The sequence below is a fragment of the Arenimonas terrae genome, assembly GCF_006265115.1.
Taxonomy (GTDB): Bacteria; Pseudomonadota; Gammaproteobacteria; order Xanthomonadales; family Xanthomonadaceae; genus Arenimonas; species Arenimonas terrae.
Genome location: NZ_SMDR01000001.1, coordinates 355,602 through 379,040 on the forward strand (window position 1 = coordinate 355,602; position 23,439 = coordinate 379,040).

Here is a 23,439-nt window from a genome sequence, read left to right on the forward strand (position 1 = left end):
TCGCCGGGACGAGGGTCACCGGTCTGGCGGGACGGTCATTCGGCCGGGTCGGCCTCCAGGTTTCCGCGCAGCGTGCCCTGGTTGCCGAAAGCGAAGCCGGCGCGGTAGTTCACGTCGTCGACGCGCCAGCCGCCGTCTTCCTTCACCACGACGAACTCGTCGTACCAGAGCACGTCGGGGCTGGCGACGGTGTCGACCATGTCGACGCGGATCACGCAGCGCGCCTCCGGGCAGCCGCCGAGCGGCAGCACGATCGCGTAGGCGGTGAAGGGCTCGGCGCCGGACGAGTGGAAGAGCGGGCCTTCGATCCACGGCGGCTTCTCGTCCGGGTGGCGGGCGATGAAGTCTTCCTGCTCCTGGCGGGCGCGGGCCATCGCGTCGTTCAGGGCCTGGCTGAGATAGGGCGCGATCGCCGCGGCCTTGTCGCCGGTCGGCAGGCCCGACTGGTTGCCGTGGGTGTCGAGGAACGTCCGCAGCAGCTTGGCGGGGTTTCCGGCGGCCGCGGCGGGCAGCGTCGAAGCCAGCAGCAGGGCGAACAGCAGGGTACGGGGGGGCGACATGCAGGTCCTCACTTCATCGTGGGCATCACGAATTCGGGGTCGCGCACGCCGGTGGGCCAGCGTGCGGTGATGGTCTTGAGGCGGGTGTAGAAGCGCACGCCGTCCGGGCCGTGCATGTGCAGCGGGCCGAACAGGCTGCGCTTCCAGCCGCCGAAGCTGTGGAAGGCCATCGGCACCGGGATCGGCACGTTGATGCCGACCATGCCGGCCTGCACCCGGTGCGCGAACTGGCGCGCGGCATCGCCGTCGCGGGTGAAGACCGCGGTGCCGTTGCCGTACTCGTGCTCGTTGACGAGCCTGAGCGCCGCCTCGAAGTCCGGCACGCGCACCACGCACAGCACCGGCCCGAAGATCTCCTCGCGGTAGATGCGCATGTCGGCGGTGACGTGGTCGAACAGGCAGCCGCCGAGGAAGAAGCCGGCCTCGGCGCCGGGCACCTCCAGGCCGCGGCCGTCGACCACCAGGCGCGCCCCTTCGGCGACACCGGCATCCACGTAGCCGCGAACCTTGTCGCGGTGCGCCCCAGTCACCAGCGGGCCCATGTCGGGATCGCCCTGGCAGCCCGGGCCGATCTTCAGGGTTTCGACCATGGGCTTGAGGCGCGACACCAGCGCATCGGCCGTGGCCTCGCCCACGCAGACCGCCACCGAGATCGCCATGCAGCGTTCGCCGGCCGAGCCGTAGCCCGCGCCGAGCAGGGCGCCGGCGGCCTGGTCCAGGTCGGCGTCGGGCAGCACCACCATGTGGTTCTTGGCGCCGCCCAGGGCCTGCACGCGCTTGCCGTTGGCGGAACCGCGGGAATAGATGTACTCGGCGATCGGCGTCGAGCCGACGAAGCTCAAGGCCTGCACACGCGGATCGTCCAGCAGCGCGTCCACGGCCTCCTTGTCGCCATGCACGACGTTGAACACGCCGTCGGGCAGGCCGGCCTCCTTCAGCAGCCGGGCCAGGATCATCGGCGTGCCGGGATCTCGTTCCGAAGGCTTCAGCACGAAGGTGTTGCCGCAGGCCAGGGCCACCGGGAACATCCACATCGGCACCATGCAGGGGAAGTTGAACGGCGTGATGCCGGCCACCACGCCCAGTGGCGCGTATTCGGTGTAGGAGTCGACGTCGCGGCCGACGTTGATCGAGTGTTCGCCCTTGAGCAGGTGCGGCGCGCCGCAGGCGAACTCCACCACTTCCAGGCCGCGGGTCAGTTCGCCGCGGGCGTCGGCCAGTACCTTGCCGTGTTCGGAGGTGATGCAGGCGGCGATCTCGTCGGCGTGCCGCTCCAGCAGTTCCTTGAACTTGAACAGGATGCGCGCGCGGTTGAGCGGCGTGGTCGCGGCCCAGGCGGGAAAGGCGGCCTGCGCCGCATCCACGGCGGCGGTGACGTCGGCGGTCGAGGCCAGCGCGACCTGGGCCTGCACCTGGCCGGTGGCCGGGTCGAACACGTCGCCGTACCGTCCGCTGCCGCCGTCGCGGGCCTGGCCCTGGATGAAGTGCAGGATGCGGGCGGTGCGGAGCGCGTGATTCATGGATACCCCAAAAGAAAACCCCGGCGCTCGCGCGCCGGGGCCGGGAAACAACTCAGGACTGCAGGGCCTGGGCCGCGGGTACGTAGTCGTAACCCAGGTCCTTGGCGACCGCTTCGTAGGTGATCTTGCCGGCGTGCACGTTCAGGCCGTTGAGCAGGTGGACATCGTCCAGCATTGCCTGCTTGCCCTTGTTCGCCAGCTGCAGCGCATAGGGCAGGGTGGCATTGGTGAGCGCGAAGGTGGAGGTGCGCGCCACGCCGCCGGGCATGTTCGCCACGCAGTAGTGGATGATGCCGTCGACTTCGTAGGTCGGCACCTGGTGGGTGGTGGCCTTCGAGGTCTCGAAGCAGCCGCCCTGGTCGATGGCGACGTCCACCAGCACCGAGCCGGGCTTCATCAGGCCCAGCTGCTTGCGCGAGACGAGCTTGGGCGCGGCGGCGCCCGGGATCAGCACGGCGCCGATCACCAGGTCCGACTGCGGCAGCAGCTCTTCGATCGCGTCGATCGTGGAGTACAGCGTGGTGATCTTGTCGCCGTAGAGCTCGTCCAGGTACTTCAGGCGATCGAGCGAGCGGTCGAGGATGGTGACGCGGGCGTTCATGCCCATGGCCATGCGCGCGGCGTTGATGCCGACCACGCCGCCGCCGATCACCAGCACTTCCGCCGGCTTCACGCCCGGCACGCCGCCCAGCAGCACGCCGGAGCCGCCCTGGGCCTTCTCCAGCGCGTGCGCACCGGCCTGGATGGACATGCGGCCGGCGACTTCGCTCATCGGCGCCAGCAGCGGCAGGCCGCCCTTGCGGTCGGTGACGGTTTCATAGGCGATGCAGGTGGCGCCCGACTTCACCAGGGCCTTGGTCTGCTCCGGATCCGGCGCCAGGTGCAGGTAGGTGTAGAGCAGCTGGCCCGGGCGCAGCATCGCGCACTCGACGGGCTGGGGCTCTTTCACCTTGATGATCATGTCGGCCTTGGCGAAGATCTCCGCCGCCGTGTCCACGATCTTGGCGCCGGCCTTCTCGTACATCTCGTTGGTCAGGCCGATCGCCTTGCCGCCGTCGCGCTGCACCCAGACCTGGTGCCCGTGCGAGGTCAGCTCGCGGGCGCCGGCCGGGGTCAGGCCGATGCGGTATTCGTGGTTCTTGATCTCTTTGGGGACGCCGATAAGCATGGAACTGCCCTCCCGGGGCGGATTTCTGTTCTTGTGGGGTCGGCCGCCCGGTCAGGCGGTGGCGCGTATGGTAGCGGCCAGCCGGTCGAAAATCCGGTCGATGTGCTCCCTGTTCAGGATCAGGGGGGGCGAGAGCGCGATGACGTCGCCGGTGCAGCGCACCATCAGGTTCTGCTCGTGGAAGGCGCGGCTGAAGACCTCGTAGCCGCGGCTGCCCGGGGCGTCCGGCCGGGCCGCCAGCTCGACCGCGCCGATCAGGCCGAAATTGCGGATGTCGATGACATTGGGCAGGCCCTTGAGGGCATGGATCGCGTCCTCCCAGTAGCCGCCCAGCTCGATCGCCTTCTGGAACAGGTTCTCCTCGGCATAGGTGTCGAGCGTGGCCAGGGCCGCGGCGCAGGCCAGCGGGTGGCCGGAATAGGTGTAGCCGTGGAAGAGCTCGATCGCGCCCTCGGGGCCGTGCATGAAGGCGTCGTGGATCTTGCCCGAGGCGAACACCGCGCCCATCGGCACGGCGCCGTTGGTGAGGCCCTTGGCGGTGGTGATCAGGTCCGGCGTGACGCCGAAACGCTGCGCCGCGAAGGCCTGGCCGACGCGCCCGAAGCCGGTGATGACCTCGTCGAAGATCAGCAGGATGCCGTGCTTGTCGCAGATCTCGCGGATGCGCTTGAGGTAGCCCTCGGGCGGCAGCACCACGCCGGCGCTGCCGGAGATCGGTTCGATGATGACGGCGGCGATCGTGCTGGCGTCGTGCAGCTGCACCAGCCGCTCGAGATCCTCGGCGAGCTCGACGCCGTGTTTGGGCAGGCCGCGGTTGAAGGCATTGCGCTGCAGGTCCAGCGTGTGGCGCAGGTGGTCCACGCCCGGCAGCATCGGCCCGAAGAACTTGCGGTTGTTGACCATGCCGCCGACCGCGATGCCGCCGAAGCCGACGCCGTGGTAGCCCTTCTCGCGGCCGATCAGGCGGGTGCGCTGGCCTTCGCCGCGCACGCGGTGGTAGGCCAGGGCGATCTTCAGCGCGGTATCGACCGACTCCGATCCGGAGTTGGTGAAAAAGACATGGTCCAGCCCGGCCGGGGCGATTCCCGCCAGGCGCTCGGCCAGCACAAAGGGCAGGGGATGGCCCATCTGGAAGGTCGGGGCGAAATCGAGCGTCGCCGCCTGCTGCTGGATCGCCTGCACGATGCGCGGCCGGGCATGGCCGGCGTTGACGCACCACAGGCCGCCGGTGCCGTCGAGGATCTCGCGGCCGTCGGTGCTGCGGTAATACATGCCCTCGGCGCTGGCGAGCAGGCGCGGGGTCTTCTTGAACTGCCGGTTCGCGGTGAACGGCATCCAGAAGGCGTCGGTCTGCTCCGGCGCCGCGGTCGCCTGGGCCGCATAGGATTCGAGGCTGGCGTGCGGGTCGGAAACGGACATGGCGGCGGCTCGCAAGGGGATGGCCGGAACGCTATCAGCGTTGAATAAAATTTACAATCGGCCCGGAATGCCCGGTTTAATTGACCGGGCTGGGGTGCGGTGTTAAATATCCCGCATCATTTTGTTGAGGTAGGCGCTTGGACATCGGAGTCAGGCTGCAGGCGGTGCGCAAGAGCAAGGGCCTGAGCCAGCGCGAGCTGGCCAAACGCGTGGGCGTGACCAACTCCACCATCTCCCTGATCGAGCAGAACAAGGTCAGCCCCTCGATCTCGTCGCTGAAGAAGGTGCTCGACGGCATCCCGATCTCGCTGGCCGACTTCTTCACCATGGACCTGGCCGACACCGGCGACAGTCCCTTCTATCCGTCCGGCGAACAGCCCGACGTCGGCAACAACGACATCCACTACTTCCTGGTCGGCCAGCACCGGCGCAACCGGCAGATGTGCATCCTGCGCGAGGTGATGCCGCCCGGCAGCGACACCGGCGAGACCATGCTCAGCCACGACGGCGAAGAGGGCGGGGTGATCGTGCAGGGCCGGGTCGAGATCACCGTCGGCGACCAGGTGCGTGTGCTGGGCCCCGGCGAGGCCTACTACTTCGAAAGCCGCCAGCCGCACCGCTTCCGCAACGTCGGCAGCGACGAGGCCATCCTCGTCAGCGCCAATACGCCGCCCACCTTCTGAGTTCCCTGCCATGACCAAGCCCAAGACCCGCGAAGACTGGCTGCAGCGTGCCGCCGCCCTGACCATCCGCCGCCAGGCCTTCATCGACGGCAGGTACGTCGACGCCGCCAGCGGCAAGACCTTCGACTGCCTCAGCCCGATCGACGGCCGCGTGCTGGCGAAAGTGGCCGAATGCGGCGCCGAGGACGTGGACCGCGCGGTGAAAGCGGCGCGCCAGGCCTTCGACGCCGGCAAGTGGTCGAACGCGCGGCCGACGCACCGCAAGAAGGTGCTGGTGAAACTGGCCCAGCTGATCCACGAGCACGGCGAGGAGCTCGCCCTGCTCGAATCGCTGGACATGGGCAAGCCGGTCAGCGACGCGCTGAACGTGGACGTGGCCGCCTCGGTGCGCTGCATGTCCTGGACCGGCGAGGCCATCGACAAGGTCTACGGCGAAGTCGCCTCCACCGGCCCGGACGAACTGGGCCTGGTGACGCGCGAGCCCCTGGGCGTGGTCGCGGCGATCGTGCCCTGGAACTTCCCGCTGCTGATGGCGGTGTGGAAGCTGGCGCCGGCGCTGGCGATGGGCAACTCGGTGGTGCTCAAGCCTTCGGAAAAATCCCCGTTGACGGCGCTGCGCCTGGCCGAGCTGGCGATCGAGGCCGGCATGCCGGCCGGCGTGTTCAACGTGCTGCCCGGCTTCGGCAAGGACGCCGGCGAACCGCTGGCCCTGCACATGGACGTGGACGGCCTGGTCTTCACCGGTTCGACCGCGGTCGGCAAGCACCTGCTGGTCTGCGCCGGCAAATCGAACATGAAACGCGCCTACATGGAGTGCGGCGGCAAGAGCCCGAACCTGGTCTTCGCCGACGCGCCCAGCCTGGACCGCGCCGCGCAGGCCGCGGCCAGCGGCATCTTCTACAACCAGGGCGAGGTCTGCACTGCGGCCTCGCGCCTGTTCGTGCAGCGCGGGATCAAGGACCAGTTCGTGGCCAGGGTCGCGGAGTTCGGAAAGAAGATGCAACCGAAACATCCGCTGGAGCCCGGCGCGCCGATGGGCGCGATGGTGGACGAGTCGCAGACCGTGCGCGTGCTCGACTACATCGCCAAGGGCCGGGCCGAAGGCGGCCGGGTGGTGATCGGCGGCGAGCGCCTGCAGACCGTGGAGGGCGGCTGCTACATCGCGCCGACCATCTTCGACGGCGTCGAACACGGCCACACGATCGCCCGCGAGGAGATCTTCGGGCCGGTGCTGAGCGTGATCGCCTTCGATTCCGAGGAAGAGGCCCTGCGCATGGCCAACGATTCCGACTATGGCCTGGCCGCCGGCGTGTTCACCTCGGACATCAGCCGTGCCCACCGCGTGGCGCGCAAACTGCGGGCCGGCAGCGTCTGGGTCAACTACTGGGACGGCGGCGACATGACCGCGCCCTTCGGCGGCTACAAGCAGAGCGGCAACGGCCGCGACAAGTCCCTGCACGCCTTCGAGAAATACACCGAGGTCAAGGCGACCTGGATCAACCTCGATCCCTGAGCCGGCGACGGCTAGGTCAAAGGAAGGACGTGATCGCCGGCCGGCGCTCCTGCGCGTCGCAGCGGCCGTCCTCGTACTGGATCGGCGTGGCCGCCAGCTCTTCGTCGCTGGCGTCATCCAGCGTGCACAGGTTGATGCAGTGGAAGTCGCCGCCGAATTCCACCAGGAACCCGTCGGTGAAACAGCGCACGCCGCAGCGCCGGCAGAACCAGTGGTGCACGTGACCCTCGGGCCACTGGCTTTCCGGCCCGCGGTAGTCGGTGCGCCGGTCGGCGCCCTGCAGCAGCTCCAGGTCGGCCGGCATCACGAAGGCCTTCCAGAAATGCGTCTTCAGGCAGAAGCGGCAGTTGCAGCGGCGGCTCCCGGCCGCCAGGTCCAGCTGCACGCGGTAGCGCACATCGCCGCAGTGGCAGCTGCCGTGGTAGGTCTTCTTCATGCGGCGGGCTCCGGTTGCAGCGTGTCGGACAGGCGCTTTTCCAGGGCGAGGATCAGGAAGGTGGCGAACAGGCTGAGGCCCGCGCATATCCAGGCGGCTTTTTCCAGCGTGGCGACGTAGACGTCGCGGGCGGCCAGCAGCAATGCGTCGCCGTTCGGTCCCAGGGCGCGGGCCGCATCCACCGCGCCGCCCAGGGTGTCGCGCGCCGCGGCGACGGCGTCGGCCGGCAGCCCGGGCGGCACGGCGTCGACGATGCCGCTGCGGTACATGGCCATCACGACGCTTCCCAGCACCGCGATGCCCAGCGCGCCGCCGAACTCGAAGCTGGTCTCGGAGATGCCCGAAGCCGCGCCGGCGCGTTCGGGCGGCGCGGAATTCATCACCAGGTCGGTGGTCAGCGCGCCGATCGGCGCCAGGCCGGCGCAGAACAGCGTGTAGCCCAGCATCAGCAGCGGGAAGGGCAGGGAGCCGAGCTGGGTGAGCAGGCCGAAACCGAGCGTCGACACCGCCATGCCGCCGGCGACGACGCGCGCGACCGGCCAGCGCTGCGCCAGTTTCGGCGCCAGCATCGATCCCACCACGAAGACGACGCCGGACGGCGCGGTCCACAGCCCGGCCTCCAGCGGCGTCATGCCCAGCACCAGCTGGAAATACTGGGCGATGAACAGGAAGAAGCCGAAGGCGATGAAGATGGTGAGGACGTTGCAGCCCAGCGCGGTGCCGAAGGCCGGGGCGCGGAACAGCGACAGGTCGATCATGGGGTCGGCCAGGCGCCGCTGCCGGCGCACGAACAGCCCGCCGATGGCCAGGCCGGCCGCGATGATCACGAACGGCGCCGCCGTGAAGCCGTGTTCGGCCAGGCGCTTCATGCCGTAGATGACGGCTAGTACGGCAGCCACCGACAGCAGGGCGCTGGCGAAGTCGATGCGTCCGGCGCTCTCGTCGCGGAACTCCGGCAGCAGCTTGGGGCCGACAATCAGCAGCAACAGCATCACCGGCACCGCCAGCAGGAACACCGACCCCCACCAGAACCACTGCAGCAGCACGCCGCCGATCACCGGGCCCAGGATGCCGCCGGCGGAAAAGGCGGCGATCCAGATGCCGATCGCCTGCATGCGCTCCCTGTCGTCCAGGAACATGTTGCGGATCAGCGACAGCGTGGACGGCGACAGCGTGGCGGCGGTGATGCCCAGCAGGGCGCGGCTGGCGATCAGCATCTCGGCGCTGGTGGAGAAGGCCGCCAGCACCGAGGCGCCGCCGAAGCAGGCGGCGCCGATCAGCAGCAGCTTGCGGCGGCCGATGCGGTCGCCCAGGGTGCCCATCGTGATCAGGAAGCCGGCGAGCAGGAAACCGTAGATGTCGACGATCCAGAGCATCTGCCCGGCGCTGGGCCGCAGCTCGGCGGCGATGGACGGAATGGCCAGGTAGAGAACCGTCAGGTCCATCGAATAGATCAGGCAGGGCAGGGCCAGCACGCCCAGGCCGATCCATTCGCGACGGGTGGCCTTGGGGCCGACAACGTGGGGTTCAGTCATGGTCGAGCAGTCCCTGCAGACGGTTGAAGCAGCTGTTCCAGCCGCCGCGATGGTCGTCGCGTTCGGCCACGGATACAAAGCGAACCTGGTGGAAATGCATGCGCGTGCGCCCGCCCAGGTCTTCGAAGCGCACGGTGATCACGGAATCCTCGTCCGGGCGACGGGCGACATCGTCCCAGACGTGGGTCAGCACGATGCGCTCGGGCGGCACGATCTCCAGGAATTCGCCCTGCATCCACCACTCGGTGCCGCTTTCCTTGCCGCGCAGGCAGACCCGGTAGCTGCCGCCCACGCGGGGGTCGAAACGCTGGAACGGCGCGTCGCAGCCTTCGGGGCAGAACCACAGCGCCAGCGCCGCCGGATCGGTCCAGGCCTTGAACACCGCCGCGCGCGGGGCGTCGAACTCGCGTTCGATGATGAGTTCATCGTCGTGCGCGAGCGCCGGGGGCTTGAGGCTGGCGGACATGCCATTGTCTCCGTGTTTTGTTCAGTGCGCGGCCAACAGCCGGTCGAGCTTCTCGAAACATTCGCCCCAGCCTTCGACCATGCCGATCTCCACCAGGCTGTCGCGCATCGCGGCGGTCGGGCAGGAGAAGTCGAGCAGCAGTCGGGTGCGGCCGCCGAGGTCCTGGAAATCGACGGTCCACACGCATTCGACCCGGCCGCCGGCCGCGACGATGCCGGGCGCGACCTGCCGCGTCCATTCCTCGCCCATGCTGGCGCAGTCCTCGATGATCACCAGCCGGTGCGGCGGCGATACTTCGGCGAACGTGGCGACCACCGGGTACTGCCGGCCTTCGCCGTCGACCATCACCACGTGGAAGGCCCCGCCCGGGCGCACGTCGCAGGCGCGCACCTCCGTGCGGAAACCGTGCGGGCCCCACCAGGCGGCAAGCGCCGCCGGGTCGGTCCAGGCCGCGAAAACCGCGGCGGGCGGCGCGTCGAAATCGCGGCTCAGGGTCAGCCGCTTCTCGGCAAGGTCGACCTGAAGGGCAGTGTGCTTGTTCATCGGGGAAATCTCCGGGGCGGTTTCCGTCGGTCGGCGGGCGGGATTCGCCAGCCCGCGTCGCCGCGGGGTCGGGCCGACCCCGCGTCCTGCCCAGTGGCTCAGCCCATGTCGCGGCTGCAGTTGACCATCCACGGCGTGCCGAAACGGTCCACGCCCATGCCGAAACGCTTGGCCCAGAAGGTTTCGCCCATCGGCATCTGGATCTGGCTGGCGCCTTCCATCAGGCCGGCGAACAGGCGCTCGGCTTCGGCTTCGTCCGTGACCTGCAGCGACACGGTGTGGTTCTGTCCGCCATCCTTCCACATCGACGGCGGACAGTCGCTGCCCATGATCAACATTTCGCCGAGCTGGAGCGCGGTGTTCATTACCTTGTTCTCGAAACCGGGCGGCAGCTGCGGATTACAGCCCTCGGGCGAGGAATGCGACTGCTCGTTGGGCTCCGGCGGCGCGTCGCCGTAGCGGAAGATGCCGGTGTTGGTCGCGCCGAGCACCTTGGCGTAGTGCGCGAAGGCTTCTTCGCAGTTGCCGTTGAAGTTCAGGTAGGGGTGGATCGCGGTGATGGCCATCGTTCGTTCCTTTCAGGCGGGGTCGGTGCGGAAAAGGGATTCCAGGCGCTCCAGGCTCTGGCGCCAGCCGATGCTTTCGCCCTGGTCCGAGCTCAGGCCGGTGTGGCGGATGCGCATTTCGGTGCCGGCGGCGTGGTCGCTCAGCACGACCTCGATGCGGCTTTGTGCGGCGAAGTTGTCGCGGGGGCGCGGCTGGCCGTCCGGATCGGCGAACCCGACCGTGAAGACCAGGCGCTCCATCGGAACCACCTCGGTGTATTCGCCGAGCACCCAGACGTCGGGGTAGTCCAGATGGCGGTGGCAGAAGAACAGCCGGCCGCCCACCCGCGCATCCACTTCGCAGGGGTCGACCCGCGAGCCGTGCGGGCCGAACCACTGCGCGAACCGCGCCGCTTCCGTCCAGGCCGCCCAGACCCGGGCGCGCGGGGCCGGCAGCAGGCGCCGGAAGCTGAGGTCGACGACGCCGGGCGTCGCAATCAGGTCAGGGGCGATCGCCATCGGGCTTCTCCTTCGGGTTGGGGATGGCGGATTCTTCCGCCTGGACTTTCTGCAGATAGGCCTCGAGCCGGTCGAAGCGGGCTTCCCAGAGCTTCCGGTAGGGCTCGAGCCAGTCGGTGACGTCCTTCAGCGGGCCGGCATCGAGCTTGCACGGGCGCCACTGGGCCTCGCGGCCTCGGCTGACCAGGCCGGCCTTTTCCAGCACCTTCAGGTGCTTGGACACGGCCGGCAGGCTCATGTGGAAGGGCTGGGCGAGCTCGGTCACCGAGGTCTCGCCCTGGATCAGACGCGCCAGGATGGCCCGGCGGGTCGGGTCGGCCAGGGCGGCGAAGGTGTCGCTGAGGCGGTCGGCGGGCATGGAGCTTAACCAGTCAGCTAATTAACTGATTGGTTTTGTACGCCGGTCGAACCCGCGGGTCAAGCGGGTCGAAGTTATCGATTCAATTCAGCGGCGTCGGCCTTGCCGGCCTACCAGAGCGCATCGCGCAGCTTGAACCAGGCCATCGCCGCGACCAGCAGCGGGGTGCGCAGGGCGCGGCCGCCGGGGAAGGGGCGGTGCGGGATCTTCGCGTAGGCGTCCAGGCGGCCGGCCTGGCCGCGGATGGCCTCGGCGATCACGCGGCCGGCCAGTCCGGTGGCGGCGACGCCGTGGCCGCTGAAACCCTGCGCAAAGTAGACGTTGTCGCCGAGGCGTCCCCAGTGCGGGGCCCGGTTGAGGCTGATGTCGACGTATCCGCCCCAGACGTCCTCGAACTTCACGCCCCTGAGCTGCGGGAAGACGCGGGTCATGCGCCGCGTCATCGTGCCGGGCAGGTCGGGCGGGGGCAGGGTGGAATAACTCGCGCGGCCGCCGAACAGCAGGCGGTGGTCGGCGCTGAGTCGGAAATAATCGAGCGCCCAGTTGATGTCGGCCACGGCCATGCCGTTGCGGATCAGGTCCCGGGCGCGGGTTTCGCCCAGCGGTTCGGTGGCGCCGACATAGGTGCCGACCGGCATGATCCGGCTGTCGAGTTCGGGCGCGATGCCATGCACCAGGGCGTTGCCGGCCAGCACGACGAAATCGGCCTGCACTTCGCCCTGCGCGCAACGCAGCATGGGCTTGGCGCCACGATCGAGCCGGGTGACTTCGGTGTTCTCGAAGATGCGCACGCCGGCGGCGACCGCGGCGCGGGCCAGGCCCAGCGTGTAGTTCAGCGGATGCAGGTGGCCCGACTGCGGGTCGTACAGGGCGCCGATATAGCGCGGGCTGGGCAGCTCGGCCTGCAGGCGCTCGCGGTCCCACCAGGCGACGTCGTAGCCGTAGTTTTCCGCGAGGTCCCGCTGCCAGGCCCGGAGTTCGTCGATGTGCCGCGGCTTGATCGCCGCGTGCGCGTGGCCGTCGCGCCAGTGCGCGTCGATGCCGTGGGCGGCGATGCGCTCGCGCACCAGGCGCACGCCCTCCAGCGACCAGTCGAACAGGCGGCGCGAATCCTCGATGCCGACGAGGGCGGCGATCTTCGACTGGTCGCAGCCGTAGCCGAAGATCACCTGGCCGCCGTTGCGGCCCGAGGCGCCCCAGCCGACGCGGCGGGCCTCGAGCACGATCACCTTCAGGCCGGCCTGCGCCAGTTCCAGCGCGGCCGACAGGCCGGTCAGTCCGGCGCCGAGAACGACCACGTCCGCAGTCTCGCGGCCTTGCAGGCGCGGATGTTCCGGCGCCGGCGCGGCGGTGCGCGAGTACCAGGAGTCGACGTGCGCGGACGGGTTGCGCACGCTCATGTCAGACCTGCCGCAGGTACCAGGCGTATTCCAGCGTGGTCACTTCGCGGCTGAAGCTGCGCAGCTCCTTGAGCTTCTGCTGGCCGTAGATGTGGCGGAACGACTCGCCGAAGTGCCGGGCGACGAAATCGCTGGCCTGGAAATCGCGGATGGTGTCGCGCCAGTAGAGTTCGCGGTGTTCGGTCTGTTCGTAGGCGTTGCCGGTGATCGGCGCGCCCGGGTCGCCCTTGTCCTCCAGCCCCTGCAGGATGCCGGCCAGCACCGCGGCCGTGACCAGGTAGGGGTTGGCGTCGGCGCCGGCGATGCGGTGCTCGATGCGGATGTTCTCCGGGTCGCTGTGCGGAATGCGCATGGCCACGGTGCGGTTGTTGAAGCCCCAGGCGTCGTTGAGCGGCACGAAGGCATTGAGCACGAAGCGCCGGTAGCTGTTGGCGTGCGGCGCGAACATCAGCATGCAGTCGCGGCTGGCCCGCTGCAGGCCGGACACGGCGTGGCGCAGGGTTTCCGAAGGCGTTTCCGGCGTGCAGGCGAAGATGTTCTTCCCCTTCTTGTCGAGCACGCTGACGTGGATGTGGGTGCCGCTGCCGGCCTGGTCGACGAAGGGCTTGGCCATGAAGCTGGCGATCATGCCCTGGTCCTCGGCCGTGGCCTTGATCACGCGGCGCAGCAGCAGGGCGTCGTCGCAGGCGGCCACCGCGTCGGCGCGGTGCTTGAGATTGATCTCGAACTGGCCCGGCGCGTATTCGGCCACCGCCGTGTCGGCGGGGATCTGCTGGGCGGCACAGGCGTCGGCGACCGCGTCGGTGAAGGGCTGGTAGTCGTTCAGGTCCTGCATGTAGTAGACCTGCGTATTGGTGTTGCGCTCGCCGGTGCTCGGGTTGACCGAGGTCTGCGGGCGGCCGTCGTGGGTGAGTTCGGCGTCGAGCAGGTAGAACTCCAGTTCGACCGCCACCACGGGCGTCAGGCCGCGTTCGGCGAAGCGCGCGACGATGCGCTTGAGCACCTCGCGCGGATTGGCGGCGAACAGGCCGCCCTTGCCGTCCTCCATCTGCAGCAGCAGCTGGGCCATCGGCCTGTGCTGCCAGGGGATGGGGCGCAGGCTGCCCGGCACCGGGCGGCAGATGCGGTCCTCGTCGCCGATGTCGTAACCCAGGCCGGTCTCTTCCACGGTATTGCCGGTGATGTCGGTGGCGATCAGGGACATCGGCAGGCAGACACCGTTCTTGTAGACCTTCTCCAGCGCGTCGCGGGTGATGCGCTTGCCGCGCAGCAGGCCGTTCATGTCCGGCAGCAGCAGGTCGATCTGTTCGCAGCCGTGGAGCTGTTCGAGCACGGCGGCGTCGGCAGCCGGAAGGGAAGACGAGGTCATGATGGACGGGCATCCGCTGGGGTCGCCGGATACTAGCACTGGCCGCAAGAGGCTGTAAAAAATCCTCATCATCGAAAGTCGCCGGCGTTCCGGGGTCCCGGCCGGGTGCGGCCGGAAAGGGCTCCAAAGCGCCCTGTGGGCCCCGCGGGTGGCCAGCGACCCGTGCGAGAAACCGCAAACCGCGTTGATAAAATCAAACGCCCGGAGTAAGGTCGGGCATCTCCTCGCGAGGCGCCTATGCGTCGAACCCCGCTGGTCGGTCTGCCTTCGGATCGCAAACAGATCGGGCATCACCCCTTCCAGGCGGTGGGCGAGAAATACATACGCGCGGTGGTGGACGGGGCCGGCTGCCTGCCGGTCCTGATCCCTTCGCTGGCGCCGCCGCTGGACCTGCGCGCGCTGCTGCAATCCCTCGACGGCCTGCTGCTCACCGGCGCCTACAGCAATATCGAACCGCATCACTACGGCAGCGACCCCAGCTATGCCGGCAACCTGCACGACCCGGCGCGCGACGCGACCACCCTGGGCATCGTGCCGCTGGCGATCGAGATGCGCGTGCCGGTGCTGGCGATCTGCCGCGGCCTGCAGGAGGTCAATGTCGCGCTCGGCGGCAGCCTGCACCAGAAGGTGCACGACATTCCCGGCTTCGACGACCACCGCGAGAACACCGACGACCCGCTGGGCGTGCAGTACGCGCCCTCGCACCCGGTCGAACTGGCCGAAGGCGGCGTGCTCGCCCGCATCGCCGGGGCGCGGCAGGCAATGGTCAATTCGCTGCACGGGCAGGGGCTCAAGAAGCTCGGCCGCAACCTGATGGTGGAGGCGACCGCGCCCGACGGCCTGGTCGAGGCCGTGCGCTACGAATCGGCGCGCGACGAGGATCCCGGGCCCTTCCTGGTGGCGGTGCAGTGGCACCCGGAGTGGAGGGTCACCGAAAATCCCTTCTACCTGGGCCTCTTCCAGGCCTTCGCGGCCGCCTGCCGCGAACGCGCCCACCAGCGAGCCTGACATGTCCAAGAAGAAAGAACCGAAACAGACGCCGGAAGAACAGCAGGAGAGCACGCTCAAACGCTGGCTCAAGGACCGTCGCATCACCGAGGTCGAGTGCCTGGTGCCCGACATCACCGGCAACGCCCGCGGCAAGATCATCCCGGCCGCGAAGTTCTCGCACGACTACGGCACGCGGCTGCCCGAAGGCATCTTCGCCACCACGGTCACCGGCGATTACCCCGACAACTACGACGACCTGGTCTCGCCCTCGGATTCGGACATGCTGCTGCGGCCCGACGCCGACACCGTGCGCATGGTGCCCTGGGCCACCGACCCGACCGCGCAGATCATCCACGACTGCTTCACCAAGTCCGGCGAACGCCACGAACTGGCGCCGCGCAACGTGCTGCACCGCGTGCTGGCGCTGTATGCCGACATGGGCCTGAACCCGGTGATCGCGCCGGAGCTGGAATTCTTCCTGGTCCAGCGCAACACCGACCCGGACTTCCCGCTGCAGCCGCCGGCCGGCCGCAACGGCCGCCCGGAAACCGCGCGCCAGTCGTATTCGATCGACGCGGTGAACGAGTTCGACCCCATCCTCGACCTGATGTACGACTACTGCGAGGCGATGGAGCTGGACGTGGACACCCTGATCCACGAGTCCGGCGCCGCCCAGCTGGAAGTGAACTTCGAGCACGCCGACCCGATGTCGCGCGCCGACCAGGTTTTCCTGTTCAAGCGCACGATGCGCGAGGCGGCGATGCGCCACGGCATCTACGCCACCTTCCTGGCCAAGCCGATGGAGAACGAACCGGGCAGCTCGATGCACATCCACCAGAGCCTGGTGGACGCGGAGACCGGCCGGAACGTCTTCGCCGGCGCCCGCAAGGGCCAGCACAGCCAGACCTTCATGCATTACCTGGGCGGCCTGCAGAAGTACGTGCCGGCGGCGATGGCGATCTTCGGGCCGAACGTGAACTCCTACCGGCGCCTGGCCTTCGGCGAGGTCTCGCCCAAGAACGTGCAGTGGGGCTACGACAACCGCACCTGCGGCCTGCGCGTGCCGCTGGACACGCCGGAGAACACCCGCGTCGAGAGCCGCTTCGCCGGCTCCGACGTCAATCCCTACCTGGCCCTGGCGGCGACCCTGGCCTGCGGCTACCTGGGTATCAAGGAAAAGCTCGAGCCCACCCAGCCGCTGGCCGGCAGCGCCCACGCCAAGGGCTACGACCTGCCGCGCTCGCTGGAAGAGGCCATCGTCCTGCTGCGCAAGTGCAAGCCGCTGCGCCAGCTGCTGGGCGAGCGCTTCGTGAAGGCCTACACCTCGGTGAAGGAAAAGGAACACCAGACCTACCTGCGGGTGATCAGCAGCTGGGAGCGCGAGTTCCTGCTGCTCAACGTCTGACCCCCGACCTTGCCAACGTCTACTACGGAACTCTCCATGGACAGCACCCACACCACGCTCCAGCAGCTCGACGCCGCCCACCACCTGCACCCGTTCAACGACAACGCCGCCCTGGCCAGGAAGGGCACCCGCATCCTGACCCGGGGCGAGGGCTGCTACGTCTGGGACGCCGAGGGCAACAAGCTGCTCGACGCCTTCGCCGGCCTGTGGTGCGTGAACATCGGCTACGGCCGCAAGGAGCTGGGCGAGGCGGCCTCGAAGCAGATGACGCAGCTGGCCTATTACAACTCCTTCTTCGGCTGCACCACCGAGCCGACCGTGCACCTGGCGGCCAAGCTGGCCGAGCTGTGCCCGGGCGACCTCGACCACGCCTTCTTCTCCAACTCCGGCTCCGAGGCCAACGACACCATCCTGCGCATGGTGCGGCACTTCTGGGCGGTGCAGGACAAGCCGCAGAAGAACATCTTCATCGGCCGCCACAACGGCTACCACGGCTCCACCGTGGCCGGCGCCAGCCTGGGCGGCATGAAGGGCATGCACAAGCAGGGCGGGCTGCCGATCCCCGACATCGCCCACATCGACCCGCCGTTCTGGTTCGGCGACGGTGGCGAGATGGGCGAGGAGGAGTACGGCCTGCTCTGCGCCAAGCGGCTCGAGGACAAGATCCTGGAGCTGGGCCCGGACCGCGTCGCCGCCTTCATCGGCGAACCGATCATGGGCGCGATCGGCGTCTACATCCCGCCGAAGAACTACTGGAAGGAGATCGAGCGCATCTGCCGCAAGTACGACGTGCTGCTGGTCGCCGACGAGGTGATCTGCGGTTTCGGCCGCACCGGCGAGTGGTTCGCCAGCCAGTACTTCGGCTTCCAGCCCGACATCATGACCCTGGCCAAGGGCATCACCAGCGGCTACATCCCGCTGGGCGCGGTGATGTTCAACAACCGCGTGGCCAAGGTGCTGGCCGAGAAGGGTGGCGAACTCGCGCACGGCTACACCTATTCCGGCCACCCGGTCTGCGCGGCGGTGGCGCTGGAGAACATCCGCATCCTGCAGGACGAGAAGATCGTCGACACCTGCCGCGACGATACCGGCCCCTATCTCGCGGCGAAATGGAAAGCGCTGGGCGAGCACCCTTTGGTGGGCGAGGCCCGCATCGCCGGCATGGTCGGTGCGCTGGAGCTGGTGCCCCGGAAGCCGTCGCGGGAGTTCTTCCCGGAGCGGGGCAGGGTGGGGCAGCTGTGCCGTGACATCGCCCTGAAGAACGGTTTGATCCTGCGCGCCACCAACGACTCGATGCTGCTGTCGCCGCCGCTGGTGATCAGCCGCGCCCAGGTCGACGAACTGGCCGAAAAGGCCTGGAAGTCGCTGGACCAGACCGCGAAGGAGCTGGGCATCGCCACCGGCTGAGCAACGGCTCGGGAATCCGGGCGCAGGCTGGCCCGAGCGGGCTCGTCAGAGCAGGTCCGCTGTGTATGATGGAAACCGCAGGTTCACACTGATCCATCCACCTCGAAGGGGAAGTTCGATGAAGCTCAGGATGTCTGCCTTGCTACTCGCCCTGCTGGCCGCGGGCTGCGGCCGCGAACAGGCCGCCGATCCGGCCGCCACCGCCGACCCCGCGCCGGCCGCGGAAGCCTCGAAGGTGCTCAACGTCTACAACTGGTCCGACTACATCGCCGAGGACACGATCGCGAACTTCGAGAAGGAGACCGGCATCAAGGTCACCTACGACGTGTTCGACTCCAACGAAGTCCTCGAGGCCAAGCTCATGGCCGGCAACACCGGCTACGACATCGTCGTGCCCTCGCTGACCTTCCTCTCGCGCCAGATCCAGGCCGGCGTGTTCCTGCCGCTGGACAAGGCCCGCTTCAAGAACTACGGCAACCTCGACCCGGCCTTCATGGCCCTGCTGGCCCAGAACGACACCGACAACGCGCACTCCATCCCCTACCTCTGGGGCACCACCGGCATCGGCTACAACGTCGAGAAGGTGAAGGAAGCCCTGGGCGAGGACGCGCCGGTGGACAGCTGGGCCCTGGTGCTCGAGCCGGAGAACCTGGCCAAGCTCAAGGGCTGCGGCGTGGCCTTCCTCGACACCCCGTCCGAGATCATCCCGCCGGTGCTGCGCTATCTGGGCGAGGAGCCCAACAGCTTCGACGAGGCGGTGATCCAGAAGGGCGTGGACCGGCTGCAGCAGCTGCGCCCGCACATCACCTATTTCCATTCCTCGCAGTACATCAACGACCTGGCCAACGGCGACATCTGCGTGGCCGTGGGCTGGTCGGGCGACATCATCCAGGCCCAGGCCCGCGCCGAGGAAGCCGCCAAGGGCGTCGACATCGCCTACAGCATTCCCAAGGAAGGCGCGCCGATGTGGTTCGACATGCTGGCGATCCCCAAGGACGCCAAGAACATCGACAACGCCTACCTGTTCCTCGACTACCTGATGCGCCCCGAGGTGATGGCCGGCATCCAGAACTACGTCGCCTACGCCAGCGCCAACCAGGCGGCGCTGCCGATGGTGGACAAGGCCATCCTCGAGGACCCGGGCATCTACCCGACCGAAGACGCGAAGAAGGGCCTGTTCACCCTGGCGGTGCTGCCGCCCGAGGTCGACCGCCTGTTCACCCGGCACTGGACCACGCTCAAGACGGGGCAGTAAGACCACACGAGGGGCGGGCCGTCGCGGTCCGCCCCTCCTCATTGGACGATGACGATGGCAGCAGTGGGCAATGGCGCGGCTTCGGGCGCGCCCAAGAAGGATGACAAGCTGGGCGCCGACAACTACCTGCGCATCGAGGCGGTGCGCAAGGAATTCGACGGTTTCGTGGCCGTGGACGACGTCAGCCTGAACATCCGCAAGGGCGAGATCTTCGCGCTGCTGGGCGCCTCCGGCTGCGGCAAGTCGACCCTGCTGCGCTGCCTGGCCGGCTTCGAGCGGCCGACCAAGGGCAAGATCGTCCTCGACGGCCAGGACATCGTCGCGCTGCCGCCCTACGAGCGGCCGATCAACATGATGTTCCAGTCCTACGCGCTGTTCCCGCACATGACGGTGGAGCAGAACGTCGCCTTCGGCCTCAAGCAGGACGGCATGGCCAAGGCCGACATCGCCCGCCGCGTCGAGGAGATGCTCAGCCTCGTGCAGATGGGCAAGTACGCCAAGCGCCGCCCGCACCAGCTGTCCGGCGGCCAGCAGCAGCGCGTGGCGCTGGCGCGGTCGCTGGCCAAGAGCCCGAAGCTGCTGCTGCTGGACGAACCGATGGGCGCGCTGGACAAGAAGCTGCGCTCGCAGATGCAGCTCGAGCTCGTGAACATCGTAGAACGCCTGGGCGTGACCTGCGTGATGGTCACCCACGACCAGGAAGAGGCCATGACCATGGCCCACCGCATCGCGATCATGGACTCGGGCTGGATCCGCCAGGTCGGCACGCCCGACGAGATCTACGAACAGCCCAACTGCCGCTTCACCGCCGAGTTCATCGGCTCGGTGAACCTGATCGAGGGCAAGATCAAGGACGACGAGAAGGACTTCATCACCATCGCCAGCCCGGCCCTGGACTGCCTGGCCTACGTGGGCCACGGCGTCACCGGCTTCGAGGGTCAGGACGTGGCGCTGGCGCTGCGCCCGGAGAAGATCCACGTCGACAAGGACGAGCCCGCGCAGCCGCACAACAAGGTTCGCGGCACCATCGAAGAGATCGCCTATTTCGGCAGCCACTCGGTCTTCCACGTGCGCCTGCCCGGCGGCACCAAGATCCTGGCGAACATGATCAACAGCCAGCGCTGGGCCAGCGAGAAGTTCACCTGGAACGACAGCGTCTGGCTGAGCTGGGGCGACCAGGCCGGCGTGGTGCTGACCTCGTGAAGCGCCTGGCCACCTCGATCCGCAAGCGCCTGCCCGGCCCGCGCTGGCTGGTGATCGCGGTGCCCTATCTGTGGATGCTGCTGTTCTTCGCCATCCCGTTCGCCATCGCGCTCAAGATCAGCTTCGCCAGCGCCGCGATCGCCATGCCGCCCTATACCGACCTGTTCAGCTGGGCCGGCGACAAGCTGCAGGTCAGCCTGAACACCGGCAACTACCTGTTCCTGCTGCGCGACAGCCTCTACGTCAACGCCTACCTGAGCTCGCTGAAGATCGCGGTGGTGTCGACCTTCCTGTGCCTGCTGGTGGGCTACCCGATCGCCTATGCGATCGCACGCATGGAGCCCGCCAACCGCAACATCGCCCTGATGCTCGTGATCCTGCCGTCCTGGACCTCGTTCCTGATCCGCATCTACGCCTGGGTCGGCATCCTCAAGAACAACGGCCTGCTCAACAATTTCCTGATGGGACTGGGCCTGATCGACGAGCCGCTGCAGATACTGCACACGCCGGTGGCGGTCTACATCGGTATCGTCTACGCCTACCTGCCGTTCATGGTGCTGCCGCTGTATTCGAACCTGGTCAAGCACGACCACCGCCTGCTCGAGGCCGCCAACGACCTCGGCGCGCGGCCCTGGAAGTCCTTCCTCACCATTACGCTGCCGCTGTCCAAGGCCGGCATCATCGCCGGCGCCATGCTGGTGCTGATCCCGGTGGTGGGCGAGTTCGTGATCCCGGAGATGCTGGGCGGCGCCGACACCCTGATGATCGGCCGGGTGCTGTGGCAGGAGTTCTTCAACAACCGCGATTGGCCGGTGGCCTCGGCGGTGGCGATCGTGATGCTGGTGCTGCTGATCGTGCCGATCACGATCTTCCACCGCTACCAGTCCAGGGAAATGGAGTCGAAGCTGACATGAGCGCGGGCCGCGGCAATTCCGGCTTCACCCGCACCATGCTGGTGCTGGGCTTCGTGTTCCTGTACGCGCCCATCCTCAGCCTGATGGTGTATTCGTTCAACGAATCGCGCCTGGTCACCGTGTGGTCGGGCTTCTCGGTGAAGTGGTACGGCGAGCTGTTCCGCGACCAGCAGATGATGGCGGCGGCCTGGGTCAGCATCCAGGTCGCGTTCTGGACCGCCTGCGCGTCGGTGATCCTGGGCACGATGGCGGCGATGATCATGACCCGGTTCCGCCAGTTCCCGGGCAAGACCCTGTTCGGCGGCCTGATCACGGCGCCGCTGGTGATGCCCGAGGTGATCACCGGCCTGTCCATCCTGCTGCTGTTCGTGTCCCTGGGGCCGGTGATCGGCATCGGCGAGCAGCGCGGCATGCTGACCATCTGGATCGCCCACGTCACCTTCTGCATGGCCTTCGTCACCGTGGTGATCTCCTCGCGCCTGCAGGAGCTGGACCGCTCGCTGGAAGAGGCGGCGATGGACCTGGGCGCGAACCGGCTGAAGGTGTTCTTCGTGATCACGCTGCCGATCATCGCCCCGGCCCTGATTTCCGGCTGGCTGCTGGCCTTCACCCTGTCGCTGGACGACCTGGTGATCGCCAGCTTCGTTTCGGGCCCGTCTTCGACCACGCTGCCGATGAAGGTGTTCTCGTCGGTGCGCCTGGGCGTGAGCCCGAAGATCAATGCGCTGGCCACCCTGATGATCCTGGCGGTGTCGGTCGCCGCCCTGATCGGCTGGTGGGTGATGACCCGCGAGGACAAGAAGCGCCAGCGCGACATGCAGATGGCGCTGCAGAAGGGCTGAGACATGACGGTCGAGAACCGAGATCCCTGGACCGGCGAGATCCGCCGGCATGAAAAGATCGACGCCGCCGGCATCGAGCGGGCCCTGGCCGCGGCCGACGCCGCCTTCCCGGCCTGGGTCGCGCTGGGCGTGGACGGGCGGGGCGCCTACCTGCGGAAGATCGCCGCGTCGCTGCGCGCCCGCCGCGAGTCCATTGCGACCCTGATGACCCAGGACATGGGCAAGCTGCGGCGCGAGGCGCTGGGCGAAATCGAAAAATCGGCGGCGGCCTGCGAGTACTACGCGGACAACGCGGCGCGTTATCTCGAGGACCAGGTCATCCCGACCGAGGCGGCGAAGAGCTACGTGCGCTACGAGCCCATAGGCTGCGTGCTGGCGATCATGCCGTGGAATTTCCCGATCTGGCAGGTGTTCCGCTTCCTGGCGCCGGGCCTGATGGCCGGCAATGTCGCCGTGCTCAAGCACGCGACCAATGTGCCGCAGTGCGCCGACGCCATCGCCGACGTGCTGGCGGAGGCGGGTGTTCCGGCCGGCGTGTTTGCCGTGCTGCACATCGACAACGAGCAGACCGCCAAAGTGATCGGCGACCCGCGCATCAAGGCCGTCACCCTGACCGGCAGCGAACGCGCCGGCCGCTCGGTGGCCGCCACCGCCGGCCAGCACCTGAAGAAATGCGTGATGGAGCTGGGCGGCAGCGACCCCTTCGTGGTGCTCGAAGACGCGGACCTGGACCGCACGGTGACCATGGCCGTGCTGTCGCGCTACGGCAACGCCGGCCAGACCTGCATCGCCGCCAAACGTTTCATCGTGGTGGAAGCCATCGCCGACGCCTTCGTGGAGCGGTTCGCCGCGGCGGCGGCCCGCCTGCAGCCGGGCGACCCGAACGCCGACGGCACCGGCATCGCCCCCATGGCCCGCGCCGACCTGCGCGACGAGCTGCACAAGCAGGTGCAGGCCAGCATCGCCAGGGGCGCGACGCCGCTGCTGGGCTGCACGCCGGGGCAGGGCGCGACCGTCTATCCGGCCTCGATCCTCGACGGGGTGAAGCCGGGCATGCCGGCCTACCACGAGGAGCTGTTCGGGCCGGTCGCGAGCATCATCCGCGTCCGCGACGAAGCCGAGGCCATCCGGGTCGCCAACGACACCGCCTTCGGCCTGGGCGCCAGCGTCTGGACCCGGGACAAGGCGCGCGGTGACCAGGTCGCCCGGCAGATCGCCGCCGGCGCCTGCTTCGTCAACACCATCGTGCGCAGCGACGTGCGCCTGCCCTTCGGCGGCACCAAGACCTCGGGCTTCGGCCGCGAGCTGGCCGAACACGGCATCCACGAGTTCATGAACATCAAGACCGTGGTCGTGGACTGAGCGCCGAGACGGAAAGACGCGCCAGCC

General features: G+C 68.2%; 23 protein-coding genes. 10 read left to right on the forward strand and 13 right to left on the reverse strand.

Annotation, left to right across the window (positions count from 1 at the left end; all coding sequences use genetic code 11):
- Positions 1 to 35 precede the first annotated feature (35 nt).
- Genes E1B00_RS01665 through aptA form a run of 4 tightly spaced genes read right to left on the reverse strand, consistent with a single transcriptional unit; the run spans position 36 to position 4,667 of the window.
- Positions 36 to 560: a YqhG/Tai3 family protein gene (locus tag E1B00_RS01665; protein ID WP_139444985.1), complete on the reverse strand. Its 525-nt coding sequence runs from the start codon at positions 558 to 560 to the stop codon at positions 36 to 38.
- 8 nt (positions 561 to 568) lie between these two features.
- Complete coding sequence (locus E1B00_RS01670) at positions 569 to 2,080, reverse strand: CoA-acylating methylmalonate-semialdehyde dehydrogenase (protein ID WP_139444987.1); 1,512 nt, start codon at positions 2,078 to 2,080, stop codon at positions 569 to 571.
- Positions 2,081 to 2,132: 52 nt separating this feature from the next.
- The gene (ald, locus tag E1B00_RS01675; protein ID WP_139444988.1) at positions 2,133 to 3,248 is read right to left on the reverse strand and encodes an alanine dehydrogenase; all 1,116 of its coding nucleotides are present in this window, start codon (positions 3,246 to 3,248) and stop codon (positions 2,133 to 2,135) included.
- Positions 3,249 to 3,299: 51 nt separating this feature from the next.
- A complete protein-coding gene (gene aptA, locus E1B00_RS01680) occupies positions 3,300 to 4,667 on the reverse strand; it encodes an omega-aminotransferase AptA (RefSeq protein WP_139444990.1) in 1,368 nt (455 codons plus the stop codon).
- Positions 4,668 to 4,804: 137 nt separating this feature from the next.
- On the opposite strand from aptA, the gene E1B00_RS01685 reads away from it, so the two are divergent.
- Together E1B00_RS01685 and E1B00_RS01690 are read left to right on the forward strand one after the other, a co-directional pair.
- Positions 4,805 to 5,350 carry a cupin domain-containing protein gene (locus E1B00_RS01685; RefSeq protein WP_139444992.1) on the forward strand — a complete coding sequence of 182 codons (546 nt, stop codon included), beginning with the start codon at positions 4,805 to 4,807 and terminating at the stop codon, positions 5,348 to 5,350.
- 10 nt (positions 5,351 to 5,360) lie between these two features.
- Entirely contained in the window at positions 5,361 to 6,863 is a 1,503-nt protein-coding gene (locus tag E1B00_RS01690) for an aldehyde dehydrogenase (protein ID WP_139444994.1), read from the forward strand.
- 16 nt (positions 6,864 to 6,879) lie between these two features.
- On the opposite strand, the gene E1B00_RS01695 is transcribed toward E1B00_RS01690, so the two are convergent.
- From E1B00_RS01695 to E1B00_RS01735, 9 genes are all read right to left on the reverse strand, one after another.
- The gene (locus E1B00_RS01695; RefSeq protein ID WP_139444996.1) at positions 6,880 to 7,299 is read right to left on the reverse strand and encodes a GFA family protein; all 420 of its coding nucleotides are present in this window, start codon (positions 7,297 to 7,299) and stop codon (positions 6,880 to 6,882) included.
- Entirely contained in the window at positions 7,296 to 8,834 is a 1,539-nt protein-coding gene (locus tag E1B00_RS01700) for an MFS transporter (protein WP_139444997.1), read from the reverse strand. Before E1B00_RS01700 ends, E1B00_RS01695 begins: the two co-directional genes overlap by 4 nt.
- Positions 8,827 to 9,300 (reverse strand): SRPBCC family protein, encoded by a 474-nt coding sequence (locus tag E1B00_RS01705; RefSeq protein WP_139444999.1) that lies wholly within the window; start codon positions 9,298 to 9,300, stop codon positions 8,827 to 8,829. Before E1B00_RS01705 ends, E1B00_RS01700 begins: the two co-directional genes overlap by 8 nt.
- 21 nt (positions 9,301 to 9,321) lie before the next feature.
- Complete coding sequence (locus E1B00_RS01710; RefSeq protein WP_139445001.1) at positions 9,322 to 9,843, reverse strand: SRPBCC domain-containing protein; 522 nt, start codon at positions 9,841 to 9,843, stop codon at positions 9,322 to 9,324.
- A 98-nt stretch (positions 9,844 to 9,941) separates the two neighbouring features.
- Positions 9,942 to 10,409: a VOC family protein gene (locus E1B00_RS01715; protein ID WP_139445004.1), complete on the reverse strand. Its 468-nt coding sequence runs from the start codon at positions 10,407 to 10,409 to the stop codon at positions 9,942 to 9,944.
- Between the two features lie 12 nt (positions 10,410 to 10,421).
- On the reverse strand, positions 10,422 to 10,907 hold the full coding sequence (locus E1B00_RS01720) for an SRPBCC family protein (protein ID WP_139445006.1): 486 nt from the start codon (positions 10,905 to 10,907) through the stop codon (positions 10,422 to 10,424).
- Positions 10,891 to 11,265 (reverse strand): ArsR/SmtB family transcription factor, encoded by a 375-nt coding sequence (locus E1B00_RS01725; protein WP_139445008.1) that lies wholly within the window; start codon positions 11,263 to 11,265, stop codon positions 10,891 to 10,893. The genes E1B00_RS01720 and E1B00_RS01725 overlap by 17 nt, the downstream gene beginning before the upstream one ends.
- A 110-nt stretch (positions 11,266 to 11,375) precedes the next feature.
- The gene (locus E1B00_RS01730; protein ID WP_139445010.1) at positions 11,376 to 12,665 is read right to left on the reverse strand and encodes an NAD(P)/FAD-dependent oxidoreductase; all 1,290 of its coding nucleotides are present in this window, start codon (positions 12,663 to 12,665) and stop codon (positions 11,376 to 11,378) included.
- Between the two features lies 1 nt (position 12,666).
- Positions 12,667 to 14,034 carry a glutamine synthetase family protein gene (locus tag E1B00_RS01735; RefSeq protein ID WP_139445012.1) on the reverse strand — a complete coding sequence of 456 codons (1,368 nt, stop codon included), beginning with the start codon at positions 14,032 to 14,034 and terminating at the stop codon, positions 12,667 to 12,669.
- A 237-nt stretch (positions 14,035 to 14,271) separates the two neighbouring features.
- On the opposite strand from E1B00_RS01735, the gene E1B00_RS01740 reads away from it, so the two are divergent.
- From E1B00_RS01740 to E1B00_RS01775, 8 genes are all read left to right on the forward strand, one after another.
- Positions 14,272 to 15,042 carry a gamma-glutamyl-gamma-aminobutyrate hydrolase family protein gene (locus E1B00_RS01740; protein ID WP_139445014.1) on the forward strand — a complete coding sequence of 257 codons (771 nt, stop codon included), beginning with the start codon at positions 14,272 to 14,274 and terminating at the stop codon, positions 15,040 to 15,042.
- A gap of 1 nt (position 15,043) precedes the next feature.
- Complete coding sequence (locus tag E1B00_RS01745) at positions 15,044 to 16,429, forward strand: glutamine synthetase family protein (RefSeq protein WP_139445016.1); 1,386 nt, start codon at positions 15,044 to 15,046, stop codon at positions 16,427 to 16,429.
- Between the two features lie 36 nt (positions 16,430 to 16,465).
- Positions 16,466 to 17,836 carry an aspartate aminotransferase family protein gene (locus E1B00_RS01750; RefSeq protein ID WP_139445018.1) on the forward strand — a complete coding sequence of 457 codons (1,371 nt, stop codon included), beginning with the start codon at positions 16,466 to 16,468 and terminating at the stop codon, positions 17,834 to 17,836.
- Between the two features lie 118 nt (positions 17,837 to 17,954).
- Positions 17,955 to 19,091: an extracellular solute-binding protein gene (locus tag E1B00_RS01755; protein ID WP_139445019.1), complete on the forward strand. Its 1,137-nt coding sequence runs from the start codon at positions 17,955 to 17,957 to the stop codon at positions 19,089 to 19,091.
- Between the two features lie 54 nt (positions 19,092 to 19,145).
- Complete coding sequence (locus E1B00_RS01760; protein ID WP_139447632.1) at positions 19,146 to 20,294, forward strand: ABC transporter ATP-binding protein; 1,149 nt, start codon at positions 19,146 to 19,148, stop codon at positions 20,292 to 20,294.
- 5 nt (positions 20,295 to 20,299) lie between these two features.
- Positions 20,300 to 21,208, forward strand: a complete 909-nt coding sequence (locus E1B00_RS01765) for an ABC transporter permease subunit (protein WP_425456464.1) — start codon at positions 20,300 to 20,302, stop codon at positions 21,206 to 21,208.
- A complete protein-coding gene (locus tag E1B00_RS01770) occupies positions 21,205 to 22,050 on the forward strand; it encodes an ABC transporter permease subunit (protein ID WP_246048447.1) in 846 nt (281 codons plus the stop codon). Before E1B00_RS01765 ends, E1B00_RS01770 begins: the two co-directional genes overlap by 4 nt.
- Before the next feature lie 3 nt (positions 22,051 to 22,053).
- Positions 22,054 to 23,412, forward strand: coding sequence for an NAD-dependent succinate-semialdehyde dehydrogenase (locus E1B00_RS01775; RefSeq protein ID WP_139445021.1), 1,359 nt, complete (start codon positions 22,054 to 22,056; stop codon positions 23,410 to 23,412).
- Positions 23,413 to 23,439 lie beyond the last annotated feature (27 nt).